At 53.0% G+C, this 707-nt stretch carries 1 protein-coding gene; it reads right to left on the bottom strand.

Features of this window, described 5'->3' with window-relative positions:
• Positions 1–86 precede the first annotated feature (86 nt).
• The gene (locus XpopCFBP1817_RS21030) at positions 87–554 is read right to left on the bottom strand and encodes a DUF4276 family protein (RefSeq protein ID WP_244171300.1); all 468 of its coding nucleotides are present in this window, start codon (positions 552–554) and stop codon (positions 87–89) included.
• Between the last annotated feature and the right edge of the window lie 153 nt (positions 555–707).

Raw genomic sequence — 707 nt, 5'->3', positions numbered from 1 at the left:
CCTTGAAGACTGCGCCATGCGCGCACTTGTTTCTACACGATCCGGGTGCAACCAGCTGATCTATCTCGGGAAAACGTGGGTAAACCTCAGTCCCAGGTTCCACAGATGCTGTCCTGCTGGTAGCCTGAAAGTATTTCTTTTTTTGCTTTTGGATATGCAGCGAGGACGGCTTGTTTGTCACCCAAAAACCAGGATCCCATCTCCTCGATTGCGAGGCGAAAAAGAGTCTTCGGCGCCGGATTGCACTGCTGCAGCACGGCTTTCAAATCGGCCAGGAAAGTAGCGCAGTCGCGTCGATCACTATCTAAGACAACAACTACTGCGTCTACGCCTGGCGTCCTGCCGTACCCGCTGAGGAGTCTGGGAAGCTTGTTCAATAATGCGCGCTTTGCAGGGTATGCAGTAGTAGAAAGGCCGGCTGGTAGTCGTCCGATCCCCTTGTAGGGGTGGATGCGCCACGTATGCGGCTCTCCACGCGGCCCAATGACGGCAGGCAGAATCATGTTAACAACCTTGGCTCCGGAACTGTCTTCCACAAGGACTTCGATATGCATACTTATTTTGTATCCAAGTAGTCGCCATACCAAAGTCCGCCGAGGGGTAAGCCTTCCTCTACAAGATGACGCACTAAGGGCACCTCGAACAACCAAGTCGTAGCCGTGGTGACACGCACTGGATGATGACCATACCTTCAAAAAATCAGCGAT

Origin of the sequence: Xanthomonas populi (genome assembly GCF_002940065.1) — a bacterium.
Lineage (GTDB): Bacteria > Pseudomonadota > Gammaproteobacteria > Xanthomonadales > Xanthomonadaceae > Xanthomonas > Xanthomonas populi.
This window is presented reverse-complemented; position numbering and strand designations above follow the sequence as displayed.